This window comes from Thermopolyspora flexuosa (genome assembly GCF_006716785.1).
Classification (GTDB): Bacteria; Actinomycetota; Actinomycetes; order Streptosporangiales; family Streptosporangiaceae; genus Thermopolyspora; species Thermopolyspora flexuosa.
On record NZ_VFPQ01000002.1, the window covers coordinates 268,208 to 288,440 of the forward strand.

Annotated in this window: 14 protein-coding genes; 5 read left to right on the forward strand and 9 right to left on the reverse strand. The window is 74.9% G+C overall.

The window, feature by feature from the left end; translation table 11 throughout:
• Nucleotides 1-149: 149 nt before the first annotated feature.
• Both FHX40_RS23685 and FHX40_RS25315 read left to right on the forward strand, forming a co-directional pair.
• A complete protein-coding gene (locus tag FHX40_RS23685; RefSeq protein WP_142262175.1) occupies nt 150-1,613 on the forward strand; it encodes a DUF7059 domain-containing protein in 1,464 nt (487 codons plus the stop codon).
• 198 nt (nt 1,614-1,811) lie between these two features.
• Nucleotides 1,812-1,982 carry a hypothetical protein gene (locus tag FHX40_RS25315; protein WP_170198978.1) on the forward strand — a complete coding sequence of 57 codons (171 nt, stop codon included), beginning with the start codon at nt 1,812-1,814 and terminating at the stop codon, nt 1,980-1,982.
• 87 nt (nt 1,983-2,069) lie between these two features.
• On the opposite strand, the gene FHX40_RS23690 is transcribed toward FHX40_RS25315, so the two are convergent.
• Entirely contained in the window at nt 2,070-5,180 is a 3,111-nt protein-coding gene (locus FHX40_RS23690; RefSeq protein WP_142262176.1) for an AfsR/SARP family transcriptional regulator, read from the reverse strand.
• 874 nt (nt 5,181-6,054) lie between these two features.
• Between FHX40_RS23690 and FHX40_RS23695 the strand changes: the two genes are divergently transcribed.
• Nucleotides 6,055-6,564, forward strand: coding sequence for a hypothetical protein (locus FHX40_RS23695; protein WP_142262177.1), 510 nt, complete (start codon nt 6,055-6,057; stop codon nt 6,562-6,564).
• 217 nt (nt 6,565-6,781) lie between these two features.
• On the opposite strand, the gene FHX40_RS23700 is transcribed toward FHX40_RS23695, so the two are convergent.
• Complete coding sequence (locus tag FHX40_RS23700) at nt 6,782-7,999, reverse strand: pyridoxal phosphate-dependent aminotransferase (protein WP_373286872.1); 1,218 nt, start codon at nt 7,997-7,999, stop codon at nt 6,782-6,784.
• Nucleotides 8,000-8,153: 154 nt separating this feature from the next.
• Between FHX40_RS23700 and FHX40_RS23705 the strand changes: the two genes are divergently transcribed.
• Together FHX40_RS23705 and fabG are read left to right on the forward strand one after the other, a co-directional pair.
• On the forward strand, nt 8,154-9,113 hold the full coding sequence (locus tag FHX40_RS23705) for a LysR family transcriptional regulator (protein WP_142262179.1): 960 nt from the start codon (nt 8,154-8,156) through the stop codon (nt 9,111-9,113).
• 50 nt (nt 9,114-9,163) lie between these two features.
• Nucleotides 9,164-9,937 (forward strand): 3-oxoacyl-ACP reductase FabG, encoded by a 774-nt coding sequence (gene fabG / locus FHX40_RS23710; RefSeq protein WP_142262180.1) that lies wholly within the window; start codon nt 9,164-9,166, stop codon nt 9,935-9,937.
• A gap of 73 nt (nt 9,938-10,010) precedes the next feature.
• On the opposite strand, the gene FHX40_RS23715 is transcribed toward fabG, so the two are convergent.
• The 7 genes from FHX40_RS23715 to FHX40_RS23745 form a co-directional block, all read right to left on the reverse strand.
• Nucleotides 10,011-10,397, reverse strand: a complete 387-nt coding sequence (locus FHX40_RS23715; protein ID WP_142262181.1) for an SCO5389 family protein — start codon at nt 10,395-10,397, stop codon at nt 10,011-10,013.
• Nucleotides 10,398-10,611: 214 nt separating this feature from the next.
• Nucleotides 10,612-11,565, reverse strand: a complete 954-nt coding sequence (locus FHX40_RS23720) for an ATP-binding protein (protein ID WP_142262182.1) — start codon at nt 11,563-11,565, stop codon at nt 10,612-10,614.
• A 503-nt stretch (nt 11,566-12,068) separates the two neighbouring features.
• Nucleotides 12,069-13,589, reverse strand: a complete 1,521-nt coding sequence (locus FHX40_RS23725; RefSeq protein ID WP_170198979.1) for a serine/threonine-protein kinase — start codon at nt 13,587-13,589, stop codon at nt 12,069-12,071.
• A 135-nt stretch (nt 13,590-13,724) separates the two neighbouring features.
• On the reverse strand, nt 13,725-15,104 hold the full coding sequence (locus FHX40_RS23730) for an LCP family protein (protein WP_142262184.1): 1,380 nt from the start codon (nt 15,102-15,104) through the stop codon (nt 13,725-13,727).
• Between the two features lie 189 nt (nt 15,105-15,293).
• Nucleotides 15,294-16,721: an NADP-dependent phosphogluconate dehydrogenase gene (gndA, locus tag FHX40_RS23735; RefSeq protein WP_142262185.1), complete on the reverse strand. Its 1,428-nt coding sequence runs from the start codon at nt 16,719-16,721 to the stop codon at nt 15,294-15,296.
• A gap of 250 nt (nt 16,722-16,971) precedes the next feature.
• Nucleotides 16,972-19,239 carry a xanthine dehydrogenase family protein molybdopterin-binding subunit gene (locus FHX40_RS23740; RefSeq protein WP_142262186.1) on the reverse strand — a complete coding sequence of 756 codons (2,268 nt, stop codon included), beginning with the start codon at nt 19,237-19,239 and terminating at the stop codon, nt 16,972-16,974.
• Nucleotides 19,239-20,225 carry an FAD binding domain-containing protein gene (locus FHX40_RS23745; RefSeq protein WP_142262187.1) on the reverse strand — a complete coding sequence of 329 codons (987 nt, stop codon included), beginning with the start codon at nt 20,223-20,225 and terminating at the stop codon, nt 19,239-19,241. Before FHX40_RS23745 ends, FHX40_RS23740 begins: the two co-directional genes overlap by 1 nt.
• Between the last annotated feature and the right edge of the window lie 8 nt (nt 20,226-20,233).

The window sequence follows — 20,233 nt, forward strand, 5'->3', positions numbered from 1 at the left end:
AGTTCCGTCGTCGGGTCACCCAGCCGGTGACCGTAGGTCGGTAACCGTCCGCTCACACGGTCCTACGCATATGCGTACCCCGGCCCGCTTGATCGGCACTTACAGGCCGCTGACCGGGGCCGGACGCGGGACCCGCTAGATTCGGGGCCGTGGACGTCCCCGCCGACCTGCTCGCCCGGCTCCGCGACCGGCTCGTCACCACCGGCTACACGATCGACGGCGTACGCGAGCGCCTCGGGGACGTCGCCGCCGCCGCGCTCGCCCGCGAGGAGCTCGTCCCCGCCGAGCGCGCCACCCGCGACCCCGACCCGCTCGGCGCGCTGATCCGGCTGTGGTGGCTCGGGCTCGCCGTACCCGAGCGGCACCTGGAGTTGCCGGTCGCCGAGCTCGCCGCCGCGGGCCTGCTGCGGCGCGACGGCGACGAGGTGCGCGCGGCCGTGCACCTGCAGCCCTGGGAGACCGGCGGCTACCTCGTCTCCGACCGCAAGGTACGGCCCGGCGACCCGGCGCTGCGCCCCGACCACGTGGTCGGCGCGGGCGGCGCCTCGGCGAACCTCGCCTCCCTCGTCACCCGCCGTCCCGTGGAGTCCGCGCTCGACCTCGGCACCGGGTGCGGCGTGCAGGTCCTCCACCTCGCCGGCCGGGCCGGGCGCGTCACCGCCACCGACGTAAACCCGCGGGCGCTGCGCCTCGCCCGGCTGAGCTGGGCGCTCTCCGGGATCGAGGGCGTGGACGCGCGGCTCGGCTCCGGCTTCGACCCGGTCGCGGATGAACGGTTCGACCTGGTGGTGAGCAACCCGCCGTTCGTGATCTCGCCGCGCGGCCGGTTCACCTACCGCGAGTCCGGCGCGGCCGCCGACGACTTCTGCCGCGACCTGGTCCGCGACGCCCCGCGGCACCTCAACCCGGGCGGGTACTGCCAGATCCTCGCCAACTGGCTGCACGTGGCGGGGGAGGACTGGCGGGACCGGGTCGGCGGCTGGCTCGCCGCCACCGGCTGCGACGGCTGGGCCGTACAGCGGGACGTGCTCGACCCGGCCGAGTACGTCGAGCTGTGGCTGCGGGACTCCGCCGAGCAGGGCACCCCCGCCTACCGGGAGCGGTACGACGAGTGGCTCACCTGGCTGGAGTCGCTCGGCGTCACCGGGATCGGGTTCGGCTGGATCACGCTGCGCGACGGCGGCAGCCTCGACCCGGTGGTGCGGGTCGAGGAGCTCACCACGCCGGTCGAGCAGCCGGTGGGCGCCTACGTCGACGAGGTGCTCGACGCGATCGTGACCGCGCACCGGATCGGCGCGGACGAGCTGCGCCACGCCCGCCTGGTGACCCGGCCGGACGTGGTCGAGGAGCGGATCGGGCCGCCGGGCGCCGAGGACCCCGCGCGCATCGTGCTCCGCCAGACCGGCGGGCTGCGCCGGCACGCCCGGGTCGGCACGGTGGAGGCCGCGCTCGCCGGGGTCTGCGACGGCGAGCTGCCGCTCGGCGCGCTGCTCGCCGCGATCGCCGAGCTGACCGGGGCCGACCCGGACGAGACCATGGCGCGGATCGACGAGCTGCGCCCGCTGATCGCCGAGGGCTTCTTCCGGATCAAGGAACCCGCAAACGATCGATAAAGCGATCTTTGAGCGGATATTGAGTGGCGCGCGGGAAGGTGGGACCGGGCGCCGGCTCAAAGGGGTTCGGGGCCGCGCCCCGTCCGGCCGGTCACCACGAGGCGGCGGCCACCGTCGGCGGCTCTCGGGACCCGTCGACGGTGGCCGGGGAGGCCGGCCGGACGCCCGCTTTCGTGCCCGCGACGACGGGAAACCGACGTGATCAACCACTTCGCCATGACCCGGCTGGACGAGGACCTGTTCGCCGGGGTCGACGTCCCCGCCGCCCTGACGCATCCGGCGGGGCCTTCCTCCGATCCATCCACGCCCGCGGCCGGCGATCCGTGCCCCGGCCGTGCCGCGCCGCCGGACGAGGCCGCCGGGCACTGAGCACCCCGCGGCGGCCCCACCAGGCCATCGGGCCGCCGCGGGTCGTGCCCGCGCCGATCTCCGCCCGGTACGGCCGCGCGGGGCGGGTCAGCTGCCCACGCCGTTGCGCTCGAGCAGCGGGCGCAGGTCGTCCGCCTCGGGCGCGCCGAGGCGGCGGAAGATGTCGTGCGCGGCGCGCAGGCACTCCGCGCTGCGCTCGGTCCTGCCGAGGCCGGCGAGGGCCTTGCCGAGCACCGCGAGCGACTGGGCCTCGCCGTACGGGTGGGCGATCTCCCGGCTCACCGCGAGGGCCTGCTCGGCGTGCCGGGCCGCGTCCGCGTGGCGGCCCGCGGCGACGAAGGTCTCCGCGAGGCGGCAGCACACCCGCTGCTCCCAGACCCGCTGCCGGCTCGCCCGGAAGAACTCCAGGCACTCGGCGTGGTGCACCACCGCCTCGGTGAACCGGCCCACCCGGGAGAGCACGATGCCGAGGTGGTACCGGGCCCGCGCCATCCCGGCCCCGCTGCCGAGCTCGGTGAAGATGGCGAGCCCGCGCTCGGCCGCGGCGATCGCCGCCTCCGGGTTCCCGAGGCCGAGGTGGTCGCGGGCCGAGTAGCTGAGCACGAGCGCCTCGCCCGCGGGCACCCCGGTCGACCGGTAGACCTTGAGCGCCGCGTCGAACCAGTCCAGCGCCTCCTCGTGGCGGCGCTTACGCCCGGCGACCACGCCGAGGCCGTTGAGGATCTCGCCGGTGAGCACGGGGTCGCCGGTCGCCTCGGTGAGGTCGAGCGCGCGGCGGAACTCCTGCTCGGCCTCGTCCAGCCGGTTCGCCCCGAACCGCACCCGGGCGAGCACGTAGCGGCAGCGCAGCTCGCTCGCCGCGTCCCCGGCCGCGCGCGCGGCGGCGAGCACGGCCCGGGCGCGCCGGTCGAACTCGCGGGCGTAGGTGCCGGTCTCCAGCAGCGGCTCCATCGCCACCAGCAGGTCGGCGGCGGTGAGCAGCGGCACCGGCCCGTCCCCCGGCTCGCCGACCGCCTGCCCGATCGCGGCGAACATGTCCTCGCCCTCCACCGCGAGCCACGCCACGGCCTCGTCCGCCGAGGAGAAGGTACGGCCGGGCACGGCGGGCTTCGACAGCCGGTCGGCCATGAGACTGCCCTCGTAGGCGAGCCGGTGGGCCGCCTGCGCCGAGGCGAGGTAGAAGTCGAGCAGCCGGCGCAGCGCCCGCGCGGTCTCCGCCACGTCCTCGGTCCGCTCGGCCTGGCGCCGGGCGAACAGCTTGAGCAGGTCGTGGAAGCGGTACCGGCCGGGCGCCGGGGCCTCGAGCAGGCTCGCGTCGACGAGCGACTCGAGCACGTGCTCGGTCTCGACCGGGTCGTGGCCGAGCATCGCGGCCGCGGCGAGCACCGAGATCGCCGGGCCGCTCGGCAGCGACAGCAGCCGGAACGCCCGGGCCTGCCGCTCGTCGAGCTGGCCGTACCCGAGGGCGAAGGTGGCGCTCACCGCGAGGTTGCCGACCCGCAGCTCGTCGAGGCGGCGCCGCTCGTCGGCAAGCCGGGGCACGATCGAGGCGATCGTCCACGCGGGCCGCGCGGCGAGCCGCGCCGCCACGATGCGCACCGCGAGCGGCAGGAACCCGCAGGCGGCGACCACGTCCATCGCGGCCGCGCGCTCGGCCGCCACCCGATCCGGCCCGGCGACCGCGGCGAACAGGTCGAGCGCCTCGTCCGGCTCCATCACGTCGAGGTCGACGAGCCGGGCCGCCGGCAGGTCGGCGAACTTGACCCGGCCGGTGACGATCGCCGCGCAGCCCGGCGCGCCGGGCAGCAGCGGCGTCACCTGCTCCGCGTCCCGCGCGTTGTCGAGCAGCACGAGGATGCGCCGGTCGGCGAGGAGCGAGCGGTACAGCGCGGCCCGCTCGGCCGTGCCCTCGGGGATGACGTCCATCGGCACGCCGAGGCCGCGCAGGAACGCGGCGAGCACGGTCTCCGGCGCGATCGGATCCTCGCCGTAGCCGCGCAGGTCCGCGTAGAGCTGGCCGTCGGGGAACCGGTCCTGCACCAGGTGCGCCACGTGTACGGCGAGCGTCGTCTTGCCCACGCCGCCGATGCCGGAGATCGCGGCGATCGGCACCGCCTCGGGCGTGGCCGGGTCGGTGAGCAGCGCGCAGAGCCGGTTGACGAGCTTCTTGCGGCCGGTGAAGTCGGCGACCGCGGGGGGCAGCTGGGCGGGCCGGGGCGGCTCGGCCGTCCGGGCCGGCGCGACCTGGTGGGCCGTGGCGGGTGCGGAAGGGGCGTCCGGTACGGCCGGGCCGTCGGATCGCGCGGCGGGCGAGGCGGCCTCGTTCCCGCCGTCCTGCGCGTCGTCCGGCGTGCCTTCCTGCGCGCCGTCCGCGGGGGTGCGTGGGTCCGGCACCTGGGCGCGGGAGGGCGCCATGAGCGTGGGGTCGCCGGCGAGGATGCGCCGGTGGAGCGTGGCGAGCTCGGGCCCGGGCTCCACGCCCAGCTCCTCGACGAGCACCCGCCGGGTCTCGGTGAACACGTTCAGCGCCTCGGCCTGCCGCCCGCAGCGGTAGTAGGCGAGCATGAGCTGGGCGCGCAGCCGTTCGCGCAGCGGATGCTCGCCGGTGAGCGCGCGCAGCTCGGCGACGAGGTCGGCGTGCCGGCCGAGCCCCAGGTCGAGGTCGACGAGGTTCTCCACCACGGTCATGCGGCGCTCGGCCAGCCGTTCCCGCTGGTTCTCCGCGAACGGGCCGACCGCGCCGGTGAGCGGCTCCCCGGCCCACAGCCCGAGGGCGGTGCGCAGCGTCTCCGCGGCCTCGGCGAGCCGTCCGTCCCGCCGCCAGGACTCGGCGTCGGTGACGAGGCGCTCGAACTCGGCGAGGTCGAGCGCGCCCTCGGCGAGGCGCAGCGCGTACCCGCGGCCCACCGAGGTGAGCAGCTGCGGCCGGGAGCGCGGGGAACGGCCCGGCTCGAGCACGCCGCGCAGCCGTGAGACGTAGGTGCGCAGCGCGCCGAGCGCGCGGGGCGGCGCACCCTCCCCCCAGACCCCGTCGATGATCTCCTCGGGAGTGACCACGCGACCCGCGCGGATCAGCAGCATCGCGAGGATCGAGCGCTGCAGCGGGGTGCCCAGATCGAGCTCCTGGCCGTCACGCCAGGCCCGGACCGGCCCGAGAATGGCGAAACGCAGCCCATCTCCCCCACCCTGACCAGCCATTCTCTGTTTTCTCCGCCCCTGGTGCTGATTTTCACCGCATCATAGATCCCCGTATTGCGCGCGCCCTAGACACGGAGGATAACGCTGGCCGAAGTGTTGATTCGCCATTGATCAGGTTTCACCCGGCATCGGGGATTCTTGATGGCGAGCGCGCGTGGTCTCCACGGGGGCGGCCACGCCGAGATGATATTCGCGGCCCGCTCGTTTCCGGGTCGATAGGCCGGTCCCGCGGCGCACGATTCCCGGTGGGATGCGCCCGGCGCCGTGCCGCGTGCAGACCGTACCCGGTCTCGTCCTCCGCGGTGCCCAGGGGGCCGCGGAGGACCTTGCGCCGCCCCGGCGGCCTCCCGCGGGGCCGGCGACGGCGGGCCGCGCACCGCCGTCCCTCCCGAACCGGCCACACCATCCTTCACCTGCGCGTTCGTGCCGTTCGTCGACCCGCGTGCCGGGCCGTTGCGCCGGGGGTGTAGCGTGGCCCGCGCCGATCGGGGTCCGCGTCCCGGCAGGCGGTGCGCGCCCGCGGTGCGCGTGCGCCGCCGTGGCCCGGTGCCGGTCGAACCGGCCCGGTGACCGCACCGGGCGCATGGAGATCGATTCCGCCGTGCCGTACTCCGCGACGTGGGACGTTGGAACCCGGATGCGCAATGCGAAGCGGTGGCCTATGGCGGCATTGTCGGACTTGTCCTGTAGGTGAAAATCCCGCTAGCCAGTTGCGATCGGTCTGCATACGCGACTTCAGCGGTCTGTAAGCGGAGCCCGGTCGGATGCAAGCGGTATGCAGGCGGCGCCGGTTTCACTAACGGTGCGAGCTCGTCCGGAAGGAAGACGACTCGCACCTCGCTCCCCGCAGCCTCGTCAAAACGGAGGGAATGTCATGCGCCGCTCGATCAGCACCCTGCTCGGTGTGACCGCCGCCGCCGGTATCGTCGCCTTCGGCGTCCCGGCCCTCGCCTCGCCGGCCGCGGCCTCCACCGCCTCGCCCGACCCGCGGGCCGCCCTGACCGACGACGTCGACCGCTGGGGCCCGATCTTCGCCAGAAACCGTCTGGCGAGCGCCAGAGGCCTGGTGGCGGACCGGTGGTTCGGGGTCCGCAGAAACACGGTGCGGGTGTCCGGTCAGCTCACCGACCTCGACTTCCGCACCTTCCGCCGGGGCGGTAAGTGCGCCTACGTCAACTTCGACATGCGTCGCCTGGGCGCGCCGCGCTTCGCCTTCTTCGAGGGCCCGACCTACACCTGGTGCGGCGCCGACAAGGCCCCGCGCTCCTTCTCCTTCGCCCGGAACAACATCAGCGGCGTCCGGGCCACGGTCTGCCAGGTCGACCGCTTCGGCGGCCGTCCGATCGCCTGCCGGACGCAGGTCATCTACGACGCCCGGCGATAGTTTCCACACCGCGCCGCGCGGCGCGTCCGGCCCCGCCCGGACGTGACCGCGCGGCCCACTCCTCGGCCTTCCTGAGCAACACCCACACCCACACCACGACGGCCCGCCCGGATCGGCATCCGGGCGGGCCGTCCGGCGTTCCGGGCCACGTGGTGTCCCGCCGGCGCGACCGGGTACGGCACGCGGCATCGGCGGCCGTGCCGCGCAGGGGACCGGGTCAGAGCGAGGTGTGGGCGAGCGACCGGGCGGCCGGGCCGACGTCGTTGCCGGTGATGCCGGCGAGCGCCTCGGCGAGGTGGTCGAGCGCCTCGGCGATCCACGGCAGGCGCAGCGGGTCCGCGGCGTCCAGGGCGGCCAGCCGCTGCTCCTCGGTCTCGCCGTACATCATGCTCGTCGCCACCCGCACCCGCAGCGCCCGCGGGTCGTCGCCGAACGCGCTGCCGGGGAGCACGCCCACGCCGTACCGGTCGAGCAGCGCCGCGGCGAACTCGTCCGAGGTGGCGAACTCGGTGAGGAAGCCGAAGTCGGGGTAGAGGTAGAAGCCGCCCTGCGGCATGTGCAGGGCCGCCCCGGCGGCGAGGAACCGCTCGGCCACCGCCCGCACCACGGTGGCGTGCAGCCGCCTGCTGTCGGCGATCCGGGCGACGAGCTCGACCGGCTCGGAGAAGGCGTAGGCGGCCGCGTGCTGGATGGGCGCCGCCGGGCTCGACCAGATCTCGCTCGCGATGGCGAGCATGCTCGCGCGCAGGTCGTGGGCGTCGTCGGGGAGCCGGGCCACGCCGATGCGCCAGCCGCCCAGGGCGAGGCTCTTGCTCAGCCCGGTCGTGATCACGGTGCGCTCGGGGGCGAGGGCGGCGGGGCTCGGGCACCGGTTGAGGGGGTTGTGCACGAGGTCGCCGTAGATCTCGTCGGAGATGATCGTCAGGTCGAGCTCGCGGGCCACCTCGACCAGCCCGTGCACGGTCTCCGGCCGGGGGAGCAGCCCGGTGGGGTTGTCGGGCAGGGTGACGAGCAGCGAGCGGACGTCGCGGCCGCGGGCGCGGGCCTCGCGCACCGCGTCGGCCACGAGCCCGGGGTCGGGCACCCCGCCCTCACCGGGCGGTGGCGGCAGCAACAGCGGACGCACCCCGATCAGCTCGGCCTGCGCGGCGTAGCTCACCCAGCTCGGCCGCGGCAGCACGATGTCCCCGCCGATCGCCATGAGGAGGGCGTACAGCAACGGCTTGCTGCCGGGGCCGCAGATCACCAGCTCCGGGTCGGTCGGCAGGCCGCGGCGCGCCCAGTAGCCCGCCGCCGCCTCGCGCAGCTTCGCCGTACCCGCGACCGGGCCGTAGCCGTTCTGCGCGGAGGACGCCTCCAGGCGCTCCCGTAACGAGGGGTGGACCGGAAGTCCTGCCTCCCCGAACGCCATGTGGAGCACCCGCTCTCCCGCCATACGCCGACGAGCTATCTCCTCATTTGCCGCCAAGGTGGCAGAAAGCGTCACGTTCATGGACAAACCCTTCGTGTGCTCGGAACCGTTCCCAGGGTGCGTCGGCGTAGGCGTAAGTACAAGCGAGGGTTGCCGGGGGTGGGCATAAGATTTAGTGATGCTAGATATCCGGCGCCTGGCCCTGATCTGTGAATTCGCCCGTAGGGGGAGCATTGCGGCGACGGCGGCCGCGTTGGGTTACACGCCGAGTGCGGTTTCCCAACAGCTCGCCACGCTGGAGCGTGAGGCGGGCACCGCGTTGCTCGACCGGACCTCGCGCAGCGCGGAGCTCACCGACGCCGGCCGCCGGCTCGTCGCGCACGCCGAGCGCATCCTCGCCATGGTCGAGGAGGCCGAGGCGGACCTGTCCGCGCACGCCGCCACGCCGCGGGGGCGGGTGGTGGTCACCGCCTTCCCCACGGCCGCCGTGGCGTTCGCCCCGGCGCTCGCCCGCTCGCTGCGGCGGCACAGGGAGCTCACCCTGCGGCTGCGGCAGAGCCGCTCCGGCCGCGGGCTGCGCGAGGTGCAGTCCGGCGAGGTGGACATCGCGCTCGTGGACGACTGGTACGGCCGCGCCCGCGGCTACGACAACCTGCAGGTGTTCCCGCTGCTGCGGGACCCGCTCGTGCTCGTGGTGCCCCGTAGGCACCCGATGGCCGACCCGGCGGTGCCGGTCGACCTGAAGGCGCTGCGGGACGAGCCGTGGATGGCGACCCCGGAGGGCGAGCCCTCCCGGCTCGCCGTGGACCGGCTGCTCGCCGACGTGGGCGGGGCCCAGCCGGTGGCGTGGGAGTTCGAGGGGCTCGGCACGATCCTCGGCCTGGTGGCGAAGGGGGTCGGCATCGCCGCGGTGCCCTCGCTCGCCCTCGCCGCCGGGGTGCGCGGCATCGCGGTACGGCGGCTGCCCGGCGACCCGCCCGCCCGCGAGGTGCACGCGGTGGTGCGGCCGTCGAGCACCCACCGGCCGTCGGTCGCCGCCACGCTGCGGGCGATCCACGTGGCCGCGCGGTACATCGCCGCGGATCTGGAACCCGTGCAGTCCCTGCTGCCGCGGGATGGGGCACGATCGGCGGGGTAGGTCCCCCCTTGCGTCATGACGACGCCAGGCCCCCGTCAAGGAGGATCCCCGTGCCGACATCGGTTCCCCGTCGCTTCGAGGGCAGGTACGCGCTGGTCACCGGAGCCGCGCAGGGCATCGGCGCCGCCACCGCGCGGCGGCTCGCCGCCGAGGGCGCCGCGGTCGCGGTGGTGGACCTCGACGCCGGCCGCTGCGGCCCGGTCGTGGACGAGATCAAACAGGCCGGCGGCGAGGCGATCGCGCTCGCCTGCGACGTGTCCGACGCCGCCCAGGTGGAGGCCATGGTCGACGCGGCCGTCGCCGCCTTCGGCCGTATCGACGTGCTCGTGAACAACGCCGGGATCACCCGCGACAACCTGCTGTTCAAGATGTCCGAGGAGGACTGGGACCGGGTCGTCGACGTCAACCTCAAGAGCGTCTTCCTGGTCTCCAGGGCGGTGCAGCGCCACATGGTCGCCCAGCGGTACGGCGCGATCGTCAACCTGTCGAGCCGTTCCGCGCTCGGCAACCGTGGCCAGGCGAACTACTCGGCGGCGAAGGCCGGGATCCAGGGCCTCACCGCCACGATGGCGATCGAGCTCGGCCCGTTCGGCATCCGGGTGAACGCCGTCGCCCCCGGCTACATCGTCACCGCGATGACCGAGGCCACGGCGGTCCGGGTCGGGGTCACCCCCGAGGACCACCAGGCGGCCGCCGCGGCGAACACCCCGCTGCGCCGCGTCGGCCGGCCGGAGGAGGTCGCGGCCGTGGTGGCGTTCCTCGCCTCCGACGACGCCTCGTACGTCAGCGGCCAGACCCTCTACGTCAACGGGGGCGCCCGCTAGGGCGGACGCGCCCGGAGCGGCGAAACGGGCGGACCGGCTCGGCCGGCCCGCCCGCTCGCGTCGTCCGGTGCGCTCAGCAGTCGACCAGCTCGGGCTTCTGGTTGAGGATCTGCGCGCGCGGGGTGATGAACTCGGCGTACGCCTCGGTCGCGGTGGGCGCGAACACGGCGACCCGGTGGCAGTTCTGGAAGGCGAGCCGCACGCCGAAGTGGCGCTCCAGCGCGCCGCGCATGGCGTCGCTCGCCATGCAGCGCAGCAGCTGGCCGCGGGCGGCCTCGTCCGGCGGCGGGACCTGGTTGTCGGCGAAGTCGGCGCCGGTCCGGTTACGCTCCTCGACGAGCCCGCTGATCAGCGACCAGGCGTACGGCAGGGAGTCGCGGATGCAGGCGACGAACGCCTCGTCGTCCACCTCCCCGGCCTGGGCCTGGTCGAGCAGATCGTTGGGAACGGTCAGCGACATGTGCGTGCTCCTCTCGCATCGACATGACGGGCGGATGTGCCTCGGGAGCTGATCAACCGGTGGCGGGGCAACCGCTTCGACGCTAGGCCGATCAGCCGATCGGCATCCAGCCACCGGGAGGCGACACTCGCCGGACGCGAAGGCGAGATCAGATCTGTCTTGCGCGCGGCTCGCGTACCGGCTAACGCCGCCACCGCGTGGCCGGATCGCCGGGTCACGCGGGCGATCCCGCGGCGACCGGGCCGAAGACGAAGTCCGGGTCGATCTGGGCGCGCAGGTCCTCGCCGACCGCCCGGTTCGCCCACGCCTCGGCGTTGCGCAGGTGGAACTCGATCGCCTGGCGGCCGAACTTCTCCCAGTCCTTGGGCTGCGCGTCGAGCCGGCGCAGCATCGTGGCGAGGGCCTCGCGGTTGACCGGCTCCAGGTCGTCGAGGGTGAACGGGCGGCCCTGCTCCATGCCGCGCACCGCGCGCGAGTGCTCCAGCCAGACGAGCAGGTCGTCGCCCACCTGGTCGCGCAGGAACGCGACGTCGCCGTCGTCCTGCACCTTGTTGCCCACGACCACGATCGGCACGTCGTAGTCGGCGGCGTACTCGCGGTACTGGCGGTAGACGCCGACGCCCTGCCGGGTGGGCTCGGCGACGAGGAACGTCAGGTCGAACCGCGTGAACAGGCCGGAGGCGAACGAGTCGGCGCCGGCCGTCATGTCGACGACCACGTACTCGCCCGGGCCGTCGACCAGGTGGTTGAGGTAGAGCTCGACCGCCCCGACCTTCGAGTGGTAGCAGGCGACCCCCAGGTCCTCCTCGGCGAACGGGCCGGTGACCATGAGCCGCAGCCCTTCGGCCTCGACGCTGAACTTGCCGAAGAACGGGTCGTCGACCCGCACCAGCCGGGAGCCCCGCCCCGGCGGGGTCGTCTTGACCATGGCCGCGGCCGAGCGGATGCGCGGGTTGTCGCCGCGCAGGTAGTCCTTGATCTCGGTCAGGTGAGCGCCGAGCGGCTCCGGCAGGCGGTCCTGCTCGAGCCCGAGCACGAGCCCGAGGTGCTGGTTGATGTCCGCGTCGATGGCGATCACCGTGCCGCCCTCGGCGGCGACGTACCTCGCGAACAGCGACGACAGCGTCGTCTTCCCGCTGCCGCCCTTGCCGACGAAGGCAACCCTCACGTCCCCGATCCAATCTGACGATGAAAATCACTTTCACCTGACGCGACCCCATGATGCCACGCCACCGGCCCGCGCGTCCCCCGTTTCCGGCGTGTCGTAGGCCCGCTTTCGCCGTACGGCACGCCCATCCACCTGCGAAAACGACAGTCGGGGATACGGCGGGCGAGAAGGATGAAACAGGCGACGAGTGGGCGTTCCCGTCACTCCGTCGGTGGCGTCGGGCGGGCCGGAGACCCGGTCGGCGAGCGGACGCGGCGGTGCCGGATCCGTGATCGCGGGGCCGCCGCCGAGGACGGGTTCGTGCGCGCCGCCCGTGCGAGGGGGTCACGTTGCCGGGGCGCCGTCCCGCCTCGGCGGCATCCGAGCGGGCGGCAGGAGGGCGGTGCCGCCGGCGTCCTGGCGCGTCACCGGCGTACCGCGCACACGCTTACGCGGACCGTTCCGGCGCGGGACGGACACGGTCGGTCGCGCTCGCGGAGCCCGTGGGGCGAGTGGGTCGTGGCCTACGGCGTGCGCGGGGCGGGCAGCAGGTCGCCCTCGGGCACGCGGTAGAGGCGGAGGACCGCGCGCATCGTCGGGCGGAGCTCGGCCCACTTCGCCTCGGGGGTGACCCAGGTGAGGATCGTGGTGGTCTTGCCGGTCCAGATCACCCGGCGCAGCTCGCGGTAGACCGTGTTCTTCACCGACCAGGGGTAGGGGCGCAGCCCGGACGCCTTCCAGCGCGCCTCCCACTCGGCGGCCTTGGCGTCCTTGAACTCGATGCGCTCCATTCTGATCTTGCGGTACGACTTCACCGACGCCGACAGGTTCGACTCGGCGTCCTGCAGCACGATGAGCGGGTCCTGGCCACCCCAGTCGATGACGCTGATCCGCAGGTGGCCGGAGCCGTCCGGGGCGGACCACTCCTGGTGGTCGGTGTGGTCGGTGCGCTTCCAGCCCTTGGGCACCGCGGCCTCCCAGCCGGTGCCGGGCCGGTACCACTTCAGCGGCAGCCGGGCCGGTGCCGTGGGCGAGGGTGTGGGGGTCGGGGTGGCGGCGACCGTGACCTCCGGGGACGGCCTGCCGGATGCCACCGCGGCGGGGGCGGCCTGGGAGGCGCCGGTGGAGCGTAACAAGGCGAACCCGCCGAGCGCGCCGGCGAGCACCACGCCCCCGGCGACCGCGGCGACGAGCACGCCCCGTCGCCGTCTCGGCCCGCCGACGGCCCCGGACGCCCCTGCCGCACCGGGGATCGCGAGGGCGCCGGGCCGCGCGTCCTCGCCCGGCTCGCCGGGGCGGGTCGCCCTGCCGCGTTTCCGGGAGACCGGCGCGGCGGGCTCCTCGGGCGGCACCAGCTCCGCCAGCATCGCGTCCGCCTGCGCCGCCCGCAGCCGGGCCGCCGGATCCGTGGCCAGCAGGCCGGAGAGCACCGGCCGGAGCGCCTCCGGGGCGCGCGCCAGCTCGTCGGCCGACACCCCGTCCTCGACCACGGGCGGCGTGCCGACCGCGGCGGTGAAGAGGGTGGCGCCGAGCGCCCACAGGTCCGCGGCCGGGCCGGACCGTGCGCCCTCGGGGGCGCGGTACGGCGGCTCGCCGTCGGTCACCGGGACGCCGAGGTCGGCGAGCGCGACGCGGCCCTCGTACCCGATGAGCACGTTCGCCGGCCGTACGTCGCCGTGCACCAGCCCGGCGGCGTGCGCGGCGGAGAGCGCGTCGAGCACCCGCCGCCCGATCGCCGCGACCCGCTCCGGCGGCAGCGGCCCGTCGTTGGCGACGATCGCCGCGAGCGACCGGGACGGCAGCAGTTCCATGATCACCCAGAGGCGCTCGTCGTCCTCGGCCACGTCGTAGACGGCAACCAGGTTCCGGTTGGCGACGCGGGTCGCCGCGTTCGCGGTGAGGGTGATCCGGCGGATGAACTCGGCCCGGCCCTTGAGGCCCAGCCCGGGCGGCGGCACCACCTCCTTGGCCGCCACCGGGCGGTCGAGCAGGGTGTCGTGCCCCTCCCACACGGTGCCCGCGCGCCCCTGCCCCAGCGCTCGCACGAGTCGGTACCGGTTGACGATGAGTCGGCCAGGAGCACCCATGCGCAAGCCCTTCCGCGGGCGACATGCCAAGCGACACCAGCAGAGCGGCAGTCTGCCACAAAACCGCCCGGTCGGGGCAGGTCCGTGACCGGATCAGTCACAGATGGCGGCGAGGTTCGCGGGCCGGTCGGGCCCGGGCGCGGGGCGGGGCGTCGCCGCCGGGGAGGCGGAGCGGCGCGGGCGGCTCCGCTCGGTCTCGAGGGCCTCGGCGACCTTGCGGCGGATGAGGGACCAGTCGGGGGCGGAGGGGTCGATGAGCGGCGGGACGAACTGGAGGGTGCGCAGCTCGGCGGCGTCCATCCGGGACGCCAGGTCGGCGAGGGCGGGCAGCATGTCGCGGGGGATGTCGGTGGACACGTGCCGCTTGGCGGCCTCGGCGATGCGCTCGAACCCGCGGATCACCGCCGCCGGGTCGGCCTGCCGGGCCACGGCGTACAGCAGGCACTTCTGCCGCGTCATGCGCACGTAGTCGTCGCTGTCGCTGCGCGAGCGCCCGAACCAGAGCGCCTCCGTGCCGGACAGCCGCCGGGTGCCCGCCTGCAGCACGCGCCCCTGCCTGCCGTACGGGATGTCGGACTTGATGGTGACGGTGACGCCGCCGATCGCGTCGATCAGCTCGGCGAAGCCCCGCATGTCCACCATCACGTAGTGGTCCACCGGAATGCCGAGGATGAGCTCGGCGGTCTGCTTGAGCAGCGTGGGACCGCGGCGGCCGTCCGGCACCCCCGGCATGATCTCCGGATGGTCCTCGGCCCACTGGTGGACCTCGTTGAGCAGCCCGGGGTTGCGCAGGCTGCCGTCGCCTGTGAACCCGAACGGGAAGTGCCGGCGCGCCGGGCCGGGCATCGGGGCCCGCTCCAGGTTGCGCGGCAGCCCGAACAGCACGGTGCGGCCGGTCCGCACGTCGATGGTGGCGACCGTCATGCTGTCGGTGCGCGCCCCCGGCCGGTTCTTCGCCGCGTCGGCGCCGATCAGCAGGATGCTCACCCGGGAGCGGCCCCGCCACGGGTCGTCCCCCTCGGTCTCCGGGGCGAACAGGGTGATGAGCACGTCCCGCGACACGTACGCGAGCCGCGCCGTGTGCACGAACGGCACGCAGATGGCCGCGCACAGCGCGGCGACCACCGCGCCCGCGAGGACCCGCCCCGGCCCGGCCGCCTCGGCGGGCCGTACCACCCGGTAGGAGCAGACCACCACGGCCACCCAGACCGCGCCGATGCCCAGGATCGCGACGATCAGCCCGGTGAGCCACCCCGGCTGTACGGCGAGCGGCAGCAGCCGCAGCCGCAGCGCGGTGAGCGCGACGAGCGCGATCGCGATGAGCCCGGCCTGCAGCGCCAGCAGGGCGACGCCCGCCCGGGTACGCCCGGCGACCAGGTGGGCGACGCCCCACAGCAGCGCCGAGGCCACGGTGAGGGCGACGGCGGACGGCAGGCTCCGGACCTCGTGATCGACGGGTGCTCGGACGGCCATACCGGATTGATAACCGTCCGCGACCGGGCCAGTCGGAGGTGACGCACCTGCTGTGGAAAACCCGGTACAGCTCTTGGCCTGACCTTATTTACTTTTGGTCACGGCGCGCCTCCGCGTCGTGGTGTCCGGAAGCGATCCGACCGGGGGCGACGGGCGCGCCACCCGGCCGGACACCGGCCCGTGGCCCGGTCAGGCACCGACCTCCGGCCGGTCGGGCAGCTCCCAGCGGGTGTGGAAGGAGCCCTCGCGGTCGACGCGGCGGTAGGTGTGCGCCCCGAAGAAGTCCCGCTGCGCCTGGGTGAGCGCGGCCGGCAGCCGCTCGGCGCGCAGCGCGTCGTAGTAGGCGAGCGCGGTGGCGAAGCCCGGGGTGGGGATGCCGAGCTGGGCCGAGATCGACACCACGGTCCGCCAGGAGTCCTGCGCGTCCCCGAGCGCCCCGGCGAAGTGGTCGTCGGTGAGCAGCGTCGGGGTGCGCGGGTCGGCCGCGTACGCGGCGCGGATGCGGTCGAGGAACCGGGCCCGGATGATGCACCCGCCCCGCCAGATCGTCGCCATCGCGCCGAGGTCGATGCCCCAGCCGTACTCGTCGCTCGCCGCCTGGATCTGGTTGAAGCCCTGCGCGTAGGCCACGATCTTCGAGGCGTACAGGGCCTGCTCGACGTCGTCGGCGAACCGCTGCTCCAGCTTGAACCGGGACGGCCCGGGCAGGCGGCGCGCCGCCTCGCGCAGCCGCGGGCTGCCGGACAGCGACCGGGCGAACACCGCCTCGGCGATGCCGCTCACCGGCACCCCGAGGTCGAGCGCGGTCTGCACGGTCCACCGGCCGGTGCCCTTCTGCTCGGCCTGGTCGACCACGACGTCGACGAACGGCCGCCCGGTGGCCGGGTCGGTGTGCGCGAGCACCTCGGCGGTGATCTCGATCAGGTACGACTCGAGCCGCCCGTTGTTCCAGCTCCGGAACACCTCGGCGATCTCGGCCGGGGGCATGCCCAGGCCGTGCCGCAGCAGGTCGTACGCCTCGGCGATGAGCTGCATGTCGGCGTACTCGATGCCGTTGTGCACCATCTTCACGAAGTGCCCGGCGCCGTCCGGGCCGACGTGGGTGCAGCACGGCACGCCCTCCACCTTGGCGGCGATGCTCTCCAGCAGCGGGCCGAGCGCCTCGTACGACTCCGGCGACCCGCCGGGCATGATGCTCGGCCCGTTGAGCGCGCCCTCCTCGCCGCCGGAGATGCCCGTGCCGACGAAGTGGATGCCGCGCTCGCGCAGCTCACGCTCGCGGCGCCGGGTGTCCTCGAAGTGGGCGTTGCCGCCGTCGACGATCATGTCGCCCGGCTCGAGCAGCGGCGCGAACTCCTGGATCACCGCGTCGGTGGCCGCGCCCGCCTTCACCATGATCACAATGCGCCTGGGCCGCTCCAGGGAGCGCACGAACTCCTCGGGCGTCTCCGCGGGCAGGAACACGCCCTCGTGCCCGTACTCGGTGACCAGCGCCTTCGTCCTGGCCGGCGTCCGGTTGTGCACCGCGACGGCGTGCCCGTGCCGGGCGAGATTGCGGGCGAGGTTCCGGCCCATCGTGGCGAGGCCGGTAACGCCGATGACTGCCTTCTTCGTCATGTCTCCCACTCTTCCTCACCTCGGTGCGCCACGCCCGCCGTGTCCGCGCGGTTCTCCCGGCGCCCACCCGGCGTACCGTACCGTGCGCGCCTGACGAGCGGTCCCCGCGGCCGGGTCCGGCGTGCGGGCGTCCGGTCACGGGTGAATCGTTCGGGCGCGCTCGGGCATCAGCAGGGGGTACGCCGGGAGTGATCTCCGGGTTCAGCGCCGCCCGGGCCGCCTCCGGCCCCCGGTACGGCTCACGCGCGGCTCAGGCCAGGGGCGGCCGGCCGACCAGCGCGTCGAGGCGGATGGGCAGGTCGCGCACGCGGATCCCGGTCGCGTGGTACACGGCGTTGGCGATCGCGGCGGCCGCGCCGACCGTGCCGACGCCCGCCAGGTGGCCGGCGGACGGCGGCTCGGGGCCGAGGCCGTCGCCCGGGACGAGGTGGGCCTCGACGTACGGGGCGTCGGCGAAGGTGGCGAGCAGGTAGTGGGACAGGTCCTGGTTGAGGAAGCCGCCCCACCGCTCGTCGATCTCGCCCTCCTCGAACAGGGTCATCGACAGGCCGAGCGTCATCGCCCCGGCGAAGAGGGCACGCAGCTCGTCCTCCTCGGCGGCGCCGCCGGCCGCGCCGCCGACGGTGAACACGCCGAGCAGCCGCGGCACCCGGATCTCGCCGGTGTCGGCGTTCACCCGCACCTCGGCGAACTGCGCGCCGTACACGTGCCGCCGGTCCGGGTCGTCGGCCCGCGCGCTCACCGCCACGGGCGTGCCCTCGGCGTGCCCGCCCGGCCGGCCGCCGCGCCCGTGCTCCGCCGCGCCGAGCAGCTCCAGCAGCGCCTCGCAGGCGCGCACCACGGGCATGCTCCACCGGACCACGTCCTCCGGCTCGTCGCCGCGTGCGGCGCCGCCCGGCGGCCCCGCCGCGCCGCCCTCGCCGCCCACCTCGATCTCCACCCGCTCCGGGGTGACGCCGAGCACGACCGCGGCGATCGTGGTGAGCGCGGCCCGCTCCTCGGGCCGCATGCGCGCGGCGGCGAGGCGCACCCGGTAGCGGCCGTCGTCGTCCCGCCACGCGGTCGCCTCCGGACGCGGCTGCCGCGCCGGGTACGCCGAGACCGCCACCCCGGTGCCGACCAGCCGGCGCCCGTCCCACCGCACGCCCGGCGCCGGGTCGCGCCCCGCCCAGCCGAAGTGCTCGGCCCCGGTCCGCAGGCAGGCCGCGACGGCCGCGGACGCGGCGGTGCCGTACCCCTGCCGGTCCGCCCCCGGCAGGTTGCGCAGCCGCAGCTCGATCGGGTCGAGGCCGCAGGCGGCGGCGAGCTCGTCCATCGCCGACTCCAGCGCGAACGTGCCGGGGAACTCCCCGTACGTGCGCGACCACGACGGCGTCGGCACGTCGAGCGGCACGACCGTGTGCGTGCGGTACCGGAGCGGCACGTCGTAGACGAGCCGGGCCATGCCGGTCGCGGCCTCGGCCGCGGGGCCGCTCGCCGGGCCGGAGGACTCCGTGCCGCGACCCGGATCGGCGACCGTGGAGGTCTGCTCGACCACGTCGTGGCCGAGCGCGACGAGGCGGCCGCGGCCGTCCGCGCCGAGCCGTACCCGCTGCACGAGCGGCGTGCGGTAGCCGGTCACCGCGAACATCTGCCGCCGGGTGAGCGTGACCTTCACCGGCCGCCCGGTCACCTGCGCCGCGATCGCGGCGAGCACGGTCTGCGGCCGGGCCTCGGGCGTGCTGCCGTACCCGACGCCGACGTGCGGCGTGATCACCCGCACCAGGCTCGGCGGCAGCGTGAACAGCTCGGCGAGGGTCTCCCGGACCGCGGTCGCGCCCGGGCAGGAGTCGTAGAGCACCAGGCCCCGCTCGTCCCAGACCGCCACGGTGCTGTGCGGCTCCATCGGGTTGTGGTGGTAGGCGGGGGTGGTGTAGGTGAGGTCGAGCCGCACGGCCGCCTCCCGCAGCGCCCGCTCCACCGCGTCGCGGCCGTCCTCCTCCGGTGCCTCCTCCCAGGTCCGGTACGCCCGCGGGTGGTCCTCGCGGAGCACCACGTCGTGCGGCTCGGGGGCGTAGTCGACGCGCACCCGGGCCGCGGCGTCGTACGCGGTCTCCAGCGTCTCGGCGACGACCGCGGCGACGAACTGCCCTCGGTAGGCGATCTTCGGCGACTGGAACAGCGCGAGGTCGGACTCCTCGGGCACGCCCAGCCCGGGCGCGTTGCCGTGCCAGAGCACCGCGAGCATGCCGGGCATGGTGAGGATCGTCTCGGAGTCGACGTTGACCACCTCGCCGCGGGCGATCGTCGCCTGCACGGGTACGGCGTAGGCGAGCGCGGCGCCGGGGGAGTACTCGGCGGCGAACCTCGCCCGGCCGGTGACCTTGGCCCACTCGTCACCGTCCCGCCGGTCGCGGTTCCGGCGGTCACCGTTCGCCCGGCCGCCGCCGTGGCGGCCCCCGTTCCACGGCGCGTCGTGCCACGGGTCGTCCCGGTGGCCCGACACGGCGGTCGCCTGGTCCGCGTACCGGTGGTCCATCAGCGTCCCTCCGTGGCGAGCTCGGTGAGCGTGCGGGTGAGCAGGTTGCGCACGAGCGGCACCTTGTAGGCGTTGTCGCGCAGCGGGCGGGCCCCGGCCGGCTCGGTCCGGGCCGCGCGGGCGAAGTTCTCCTCGGTGGCGTCCGCGCCGTACAGCGCCTCCTCCGCGCGCTCGGCCCGCCACGGTTTCGGCGCGACACCGCCGAACGCGACCCGGCACTCCCGCACCACCCCGCCGGTCACCTCGAGCACCACCGCGACCGACACCACGGCGAACGCGAACGACGTGCGGTCGCACACCTTGCGGTAGCGGGAGCGCTCCGCGCCGGTGGGCGGCACCTCGATCCCGGTGATGAGGTCGGCGTGCTCGAGCACGGTGTCCCGCCGGGGATCGTCGCCGGGGTCCCGGTACAGCCCGGTGATCGGCAGCCGCCGCGGCCCGGCCGCGCCCTCGACGCGCACCACCGCGTCGAGCGCGGCGAGCGCGACGGCGAGGTCGGACGGGTGGGTGGCGACGCACGACGGCGAGTACCCGACGATCGCCAGGTTGCGGTGCACGCCCTCCATCGCCGGGCAGCCGCTGCCGGGCTCCCGCTTGTTGCACGGCTTGCTGATGTCGCTGAAGTACGCGCACCGGGTGCGCTGCAGCAGGTTCCCGGCGACCGTGCCCATGTTCCTGATCTGCCCGGACCCGACGGACAGCGCGGCCTGCGCCAGCACCGGGTAGCGCCGCCGTACCCCGAGGTGGGTGGCGAGGTCCGCGGTGCGCACCGCCGCGCCGATCACCAGCCCGCCGTCCCCGGTCTCCTCGATGCGGTCGAACGGCAGCCGGCTCACGTCGACGAGCAGCTCCGGGGCGAGCACCCCGAGCCGCATCAGGTCGATGAGGTTGGTGCCGCCGCCGAGGTACATCGCCCCGGGCGTGTCGCGCACCGTGGCGAGGGCCGCGTCGATGTTCCACGGCCGCTCGTAGTCGAAGGGCCTCACCGCGACCG

Excerpts from the sequence above, each read along its gene's own strand:
- FHX40_RS23715 (WP_142262181.1), bottom strand. The coding sequence starts at position 10,397 with ATGTCGCTGACCGTTCCCAACGATCTGCTCGACCAGGCCCAGGCCGGG.
- FHX40_RS23700 (WP_373286872.1), bottom strand. The coding sequence starts at position 7,999 with ATGGCGGGAGAGCGGGTGCTCCACATGGCGTTCGGGGAGGCAGGACTT.
- FHX40_RS23730 (WP_142262184.1), bottom strand. The coding sequence starts at position 15,104 with ATGGCCGTCCGAGCACCCGTCGATCACGAGGTCCGGAGCCTGCCGTCC.
- FHX40_RS23695 (WP_142262177.1), top strand. The coding sequence starts at position 6,055 with ATGCGCCGCTCGATCAGCACCCTGCTCGGTGTGACCGCCGCCGCCGGT.
- FHX40_RS23690 (WP_142262176.1), bottom strand. The coding sequence starts at position 5,180 with ATGGCTGGTCAGGGTGGGGGAGATGGGCTGCGTTTCGCCATTCTCGGG.
- FHX40_RS23705 (WP_142262179.1), top strand. The coding sequence starts at position 8,154 with ATGCTAGATATCCGGCGCCTGGCCCTGATCTGTGAATTCGCCCGTAGG.
- FHX40_RS23740 (WP_142262186.1), bottom strand. The coding sequence starts at position 19,239 with ATGGACCACCGGTACGCGGACCAGGCGACCGCCGTGTCGGGCCACCGG.
- gndA (WP_142262185.1), bottom strand. The coding sequence starts at position 16,721 with ATGACGAAGAAGGCAGTCATCGGCGTTACCGGCCTCGCCACGATGGGC.